6 protein-coding genes are annotated in these 5,603 nt (G+C 74.3%); 4 read left to right on the forward strand and 2 right to left on the reverse strand.

What is annotated here, in order from left to right:
* The 3 genes from ACOJUF_RS10540 to ACOJUF_RS10550 all read left to right on the forward strand — a co-directional run.
* Window positions 1–1,768 (forward strand): DEDD exonuclease domain-containing protein (locus ACOJUF_RS10540; RefSeq protein WP_420121807.1); only part of this gene is annotated, 1,768 nt, incomplete at its 5' end.
* Between the two features lie 9 nt (window positions 1,769–1,777).
* A complete protein-coding gene (locus ACOJUF_RS10545; protein ID WP_420121808.1) occupies window positions 1,778–2,059 on the forward strand; it encodes an Lrp/AsnC ligand binding domain-containing protein in 282 nt (93 codons plus the stop codon).
* A gap of 103 nt (window positions 2,060–2,162) precedes the next feature.
* Window positions 2,163–3,062: a hypothetical protein gene (locus ACOJUF_RS10550; RefSeq protein ID WP_420121809.1), complete on the forward strand. Its 900-nt coding sequence runs from the start codon at window positions 2,163–2,165 to the stop codon at window positions 3,060–3,062.
* An 18-nt stretch (window positions 3,063–3,080) separates the two neighbouring features.
* Here ACOJUF_RS10550 and trpD read toward each other — a convergent pair whose 3' ends face one another.
* Window positions 3,081–4,127, reverse strand: coding sequence for an anthranilate phosphoribosyltransferase (gene trpD / locus ACOJUF_RS10555; protein ID WP_420121810.1), 1,047 nt, complete (start codon window positions 4,125–4,127; stop codon window positions 3,081–3,083).
* A complete protein-coding gene (locus ACOJUF_RS10560; protein ID WP_420121811.1) occupies window positions 4,124–4,582 on the reverse strand; it encodes a DNA-binding response regulator in 459 nt (152 codons plus the stop codon). The genes trpD and ACOJUF_RS10560 overlap by 4 nt, the downstream gene beginning before the upstream one ends.
* Window positions 4,583–4,726: 144 nt before the next feature.
* Here ACOJUF_RS10560 and ACOJUF_RS10565 point away from each other — a divergent pair, with 144 nt between their 5' ends.
* On the forward strand, window positions 4,727–5,347 hold the full coding sequence (locus ACOJUF_RS10565; RefSeq protein WP_420121812.1) for a cytochrome c oxidase subunit 3: 621 nt from the start codon (window positions 4,727–4,729) through the stop codon (window positions 5,345–5,347).
* Window positions 5,348–5,603 lie beyond the last annotated feature (256 nt).

The raw sequence follows: 5,603 nt of genomic DNA on the forward strand, positions 1-5,603 counted from the left end.
GGTCACGCCGGCGACGGGCGGCCAACGCAGCTTCGACGAACTGGGCGAGCCGCTGCGCGAGGTGACCTTCGTGGTGGTCGACCTGGAGACCACCGGCGGCTCGGCGGCCACGGACGCGATCACCGAGATCGGCGCGGTCAAGGTGCGCGGCGGGCAGGTGCTCGGCGAGTTCGCGACGCTGGTCGACCCCGGCCGCAGCATCCCGCCGCAGATCACGATGCTCACCGGGATCACCGACGCGATGGTGTTCGACGCACCCCGGATCGAAGCGGTGCTGCCGATGTTCCTGGAGTTCGTCCGCGGAACGGTCCTGGTCGCCCACAACGCTCGGTTCGACGTGGGCTTCCTGCGTGCCGCCTGCGCCCGCCAGCAGCTGCCCTGGCCCGGCCCGGCGGTCGTCGACACGGTCCGGCTGGCCCGGACCGTGCTGCCGCGCGCGGAGGCGCCGAGCGTGCGGCTGTCCGCGCTGGCCCAGCTGCTCGGGGCCCGCACCCGGCCCGACCACCGGGCCCTGCACGACGCCCGCGCGACGGTCGACGTCCTGCATGCGCTGTTCGAGCGGCTGGGGTCGCTCGGCGTGCACAGCCTGTCCGAACTGCACGACGCCACCCGCGACGTCGCGCCGCACCGGCGGCGCAAGCGCGGCCTGGCCGACCACCTGCCCGCCGCGCCCGGCGTCTACCTGTTCCGCGGGCCGCGGGAGGAGGTGCTGTATGTCGGCACCTCCCGGAACCTGCGCCAGCGGGTGCGCTCCTACTTCTCCGCCGCCGAGCAGCGGTCGCGGATCAACCAGATGGTGCGCCTGGCCGTCCGGGTCGACCACGTCGAGTGCGCGCACGCTCTCGAGGCCCACGTCCGGGAGCAGCGTCTGATCGTCGCCCACCAGCCGCCCTACAACCGCCGGTCCCGCCGGCCGAACGCGGGCTGCTGGGTGACCCTGACCGACGAGCCGTTCCCCCGCCTGTCGATCGTGCGCAGCCCGCCACGGCAGACGGCGGCCTGCCTCGGCCCGTTCTCGCACCGGGTCGCCGCGCAGGCGGTGGTGGAGGCCCTGCAGGAGGTGGTCGCGGTCCGGCAGTGCACCACCCGGATCCGGCGCCGCTCCCCCGACGGCACCCCCTGCGTGCTGGCCGAACTCGGGCGGTGCGGAGCCCCGTGTGCCGGGCAGCAGGACGAGGCGGCGTACGCGGAACTGGTCGACCGGATCGCCGCCCTCGTCGACGGCCGCTCCGACGAGGTGCTCGGCTGCCTGCGCGATCGACTGCTCGGGCGGTCCGCGGACGGCCGGTTCGACCAGGCCGCGGTGGCCCGCGACCGGCTGTCCGCGCTGGCCGCCGCCACCGACCGGCGGCAGCGGCTCGGTGCCCTGGCCGCGATCCGCGAACTGGTGGTGGCCCGGCCGGACGAGCGGGGCGGCTGGGAACTCACGGTGGTCCGGCACGGGCGGTTCGCGGCGGCCGGGCACGCCCGCCGCGGGGTGGACCCGATGCCGGTGGTGGAGGCGATGATCGCCTCCGCGGAGACGGTGCTGCCCGGCACCGGCCCGCTGTTCGCCGCCTCCGCCGAGGAGACGTCCACCCTGCTGCGCTGGATCGAACGTCCGGGCAGCCGGCTGGTCCGCAGCACCACCGCCTGGTCCAGCCCGGCCTTCGGGGCGGGCCGCTGGCGGCCGTTCATGCGTGCCGCCGACATCGCCCGCAGCACCCGGCCGGCGCCGGCCCTGCCCGCCGGCCCGGGGGTCGCGGCGGCGCCGACCCCGGCGTCATAGCATCGCGGCATGGTGACGGCGATCGTGCTCATCGATATCGAGGCGGACCGGATCCCGGAGGCGGCGCAGGAGATCGCCGACCTGCCCGGGGTCGATCAGGTGTATTCGTGTGCCGGTGACGTCGACGTCGTGGCCGTGGTGCGCACGGCCACGCACGAGGCGATCGCCGAGCTGGTGCCCGGCCACATCTCCAAGGTGCCCGGCGTGCTGCGCACGATCACCCACATCGCGTTCCGCGAGTACTCCAGCCGGGACGCCGACGACGCCTTCTCCATCGGCCTGCAGGCGTGATCGGCCGCCCGTGAGGCGGGCTACAGCGGTCCTTCAGTGAGCTTTAAGTCCTCGCCGGTGGGATGAACGGGTCAGTCAGGATCGACCCGCATCGGAGAACGACATGATCACCGCAGGCCCGCTGAGCACCGCCGATCTGGCCGCGACCGTGCGCGCGTCGATCCATGGCGACGTGGTCACCCCCGATGAGCCCGGCTTCGCCGCGGCCGCGTTCGGCAGCACCGGGGTCGCCCCGGAGCTGGTGGTGGTGGCCGCCGGGGCCGCCGACGTGGCCCGGGTCGCCGCCCTGGCCGGCCGGTCCGGTCGCCGGGTGCTCGCCCAGATCGCCGGCCGGCCGACCGAGGTGCGGGCCGCGCGCACCGTCCTGGTCGTCACCCGGCTGCTGGCCAGGGTCCGGCTGGACTCCGCCGCGCGGACGGCCACCATCTGCATCGGCGCGAGCTGGCGCCAGGTGTTGGACGCCGCCGAGCCGTTCGGGCTGACCGCGCTCTCGGCGGCGGCCGACACCTACGGCAGCGGCCGGCCGCGCGCGGCCGGCTTCGCCTTCGCCGCGGACCGGATCCGCTCCTTCGACGTCGTCACCGCCACCGGCGATCACCGCCGCGTCGGCCGCGACGATCCCGACTTCTACTCCCTGCGGCAGGGCCGGACCGCACCCGGCCTGGTCGTCGGCCTGACCCTGGATCTGGTGCCCCAGCCGTCGCTGACCGTCGCCGAGCTCACCTTCGCGGCCGGCGACGCGGCGTCCGTGCTGGCCGGTTGGCAGCGCTGGGCGGTGCGGTTGCCGCGCACCGTGGTCACCGGCATCGCGGTCGGGGCCGGCGGCGACACGCTCGTGGTACGGGTCGGGCAGGTCGGCCGGACGGACCGGTGGGCCGCCGTCCTGGCGTCGCTGACGGCCGCGATCGGGGTCGCCCCGGTCCGCGCGACCGGCGGCCCGGCGACGACCGCGCAGGTCGCCCGGGGCGGGGCGACCGCCGACCGGCTCGCACTCGCCGCCTGACGGCCGACCGACCGGCCGTCAGGCGGTCGCGGCCAGCTCCCGGCCGAGCTCGATCCAGCGGTCGAGCACCCGGGCCGCGGCCCCGGAGTCCAGGGCGTCCTGCGCCCGCTGCACACCGGCGGCCAGGTCCGCGGTCAGATCGCCGGACAGCCCGGCGTACGCGGCCAGTCCGGCGCCGGCGTTGAGCACCACCGCGTCCCGGACCGGGGAGCGCTGCCCGGCGAACAGGTCCCGGGCCACCTGGACGTTCTGGGCCACGTCGCCGCCGCGCAGGGCCGCCGGATCGGCCGGCGCGATGCCCAGCTCGGCCGGGTCGAGGGTGAGCCGCTCGACGGCCCCGGCCCGGACCCGCCAGACCGTCGATGTGGTCGTGGTCGTCAGCTCGTCCAGGCCGTCGTCGCCGCGGAACACCAGCACGTCGGCCCCCCGATCGGCGAACACCTGCGCCATGACGGGGGCCATCGTCGGATTGCCGCAGCCGATCGCGCCCGCGGCCGGCTGGGCCGGGTTCGTCAGCGGGCCGAGGAAGTTGAAGACCGTCGGCACCGCGAGCTCGCGGCGGACGGCGCCGGCGTACCGGAACGACGGGTGGTAGACGGGCGCGAAGCAGAACCCGATGCCCGCCTCGGCCGCGGTCCGCGCGACCTGGGGCGCGGTGAGCGAGATCGCCACGCCCAGCCCCTCCAGCAGGTCGGCGGCGCCGCACTTGCTGGTGGCCGCGCGGTTCCCGTGCTTGACGACGGTCGCTCCGGCCCCGGCCATCACGACGGCGGCCATGGTGGAGATGTTGACCGTGTTGGCCCGGTCCCCCCCGGTCCCGACGATGTCCACGGCCCGGCCGGGCACATCGACCCGGACGGCGTGCGCCAGCATCGCCGCGACCAGGCCGGCGACCTCGTCGGGCGTCTCGCCCTTGGCCCGCAGCGCGACCGTGAAGGCCGCCAGTTGCACGTCGCTGGACTCACCGGACATCACCCGGTCCATGACCCATTCGGTGTCGGCCCGGTCCAGGTCGTCGCCGGCCAGCAGCCGGGTCAGCAGACCCGACCAGGTCGGCGCGCTCACCGCGGCTGCGTGACCGACGGCACCAGCCCGGCGGCCCGCCGACGCAGCAGACCGGCGACGCACTCGGCGGCGGTCACCGGGTCCAGCGGGTAGACCAGGATCTCGTCGGCCCCGCCCCAGGTCGCCAGCCACCGGTCGTCGGCCCGGCGGACCACCAGGATGACCGGCGGGACGACCTGCGCCTCCATGTGGATCTGCCGGCTCACCCCGATCCCTCCGGTGGGCTGGGCCTCGCCGTCCAGGATCAGCACGTCGGCCTCGCGGCCCTGCGTCGCCGTCATCACCTCGTGCACGGCGGAGCACTCGAGGTAGTCGACCCGCCCGACGTCCGGCGCGGGCCGGCGGCCGATCGCGGTGATGATCCGCTCCCGGACCTCCGGGCGGTTGCTGTACACCAGCAGCACGGGGTTGCTCACCGGACCGATGCTAGTTGGCCGAGCGTGCGCGGCCACCATCGAGTAGCGGCGGGGCCTCGCACACGATTCCCACCCGCCGCCGAGGCGATACGAAGCGGCGTCCGCGACGCTGGCCGACGGGGCGCGACCCGCCGCGGGGGGGCCGCAGGGGCATGATCGCCGAGCGCAGTCCATAATCCTCGTGTGACGACTGCGACCAGCCCCGCCGCCGGGCCCTCCGCATTCAGCGCACGTGTCCACACCCTGAACCGGCCGAACATGGTCAGCGTCGGGGTGATCGTGTGGCTGGCCAGCGAGCTGATGTTCTTCGCCGGTCTGTTCGGGGTCTACTTCACGATCCGCGCGCAGTACGACGGCGAGTTCCCGCCGGCACCGACCGAGCTGGACATCGGCTACGCGCTGACGTTCACCATCATCCTGGTGGCGTCGTCCTTCACCTGCCAGTGGGGCGTGTTCGCGGCCGAGCGCGGCGACGTGTTCGCCCTGCGCCGCTGGTACCTGCTGACCCTGGTGATGGGCCTGATCTTCGTGCTGGGCCAGGCGAACGAGTACCACACCCTGGTCACCCACCACGACACGACGCTGGCGTCCTCGCCGTACGGCACCGCGTTCTACCTGACGACCGGGTTCCACGGGCTGCACGTCATCGGCGGGTTGATCGCGTTCGTCCTGCTGATCGGCAAGACCAAGCTGTCGAAGTTCACCCCGGCCCAGGCCACCGGCGCGATCGTCGTGTCCTACTACTGGCACTTCGTCGACGTGGTGTGGATCGGTCTGTTCCTGACGATCTACATCATTCGCTGACCGGGCAGCGCATCCGGCGCCTGACCTTCTACAGTACTTAGAACCAACGGCAAGTTCGGCAGTTCCTACTCGTCAAGCCCGCCGCCAAAACGAGCACGAGGTGTCCACCAGAAATGTCGGTCAACGACACACCACCGGCCGCGGAGCCGCCCCGTCGACGTGCCCTCCCGCGACGCCGTTCCCGGGGCATGCGCCGGATCACCGGCACCCTGGCCCTGCTGCTCGGGCTGACCGCGATGGGCTTCGCCTTCGCCGC

The organism is Nakamurella sp. (assembly GCF_048594475.1).
In the GTDB taxonomy this organism is placed as follows: domain Bacteria; phylum Actinomycetota; class Actinomycetes; order Mycobacteriales; family Nakamurellaceae; genus Nakamurella.

Excerpts from the sequence above, each read along its gene's own strand:
- ACOJUF_RS10550 (WP_420121809.1), top strand. The coding sequence starts at position 2,163 with ATGATCACCGCAGGCCCGCTGAGCACCGCCGATCTGGCCGCGACCGTG.
- ACOJUF_RS10560 (WP_420121811.1), bottom strand. The coding sequence starts at position 4,582 with ATGGTGGCCGCGCACGCTCGGCCAACTAGCATCGGTCCGGTGAGCAAC.
- ACOJUF_RS10545 (WP_420121808.1), top strand. The coding sequence starts at position 1,778 with ATGGTGACGGCGATCGTGCTCATCGATATCGAGGCGGACCGGATCCCG.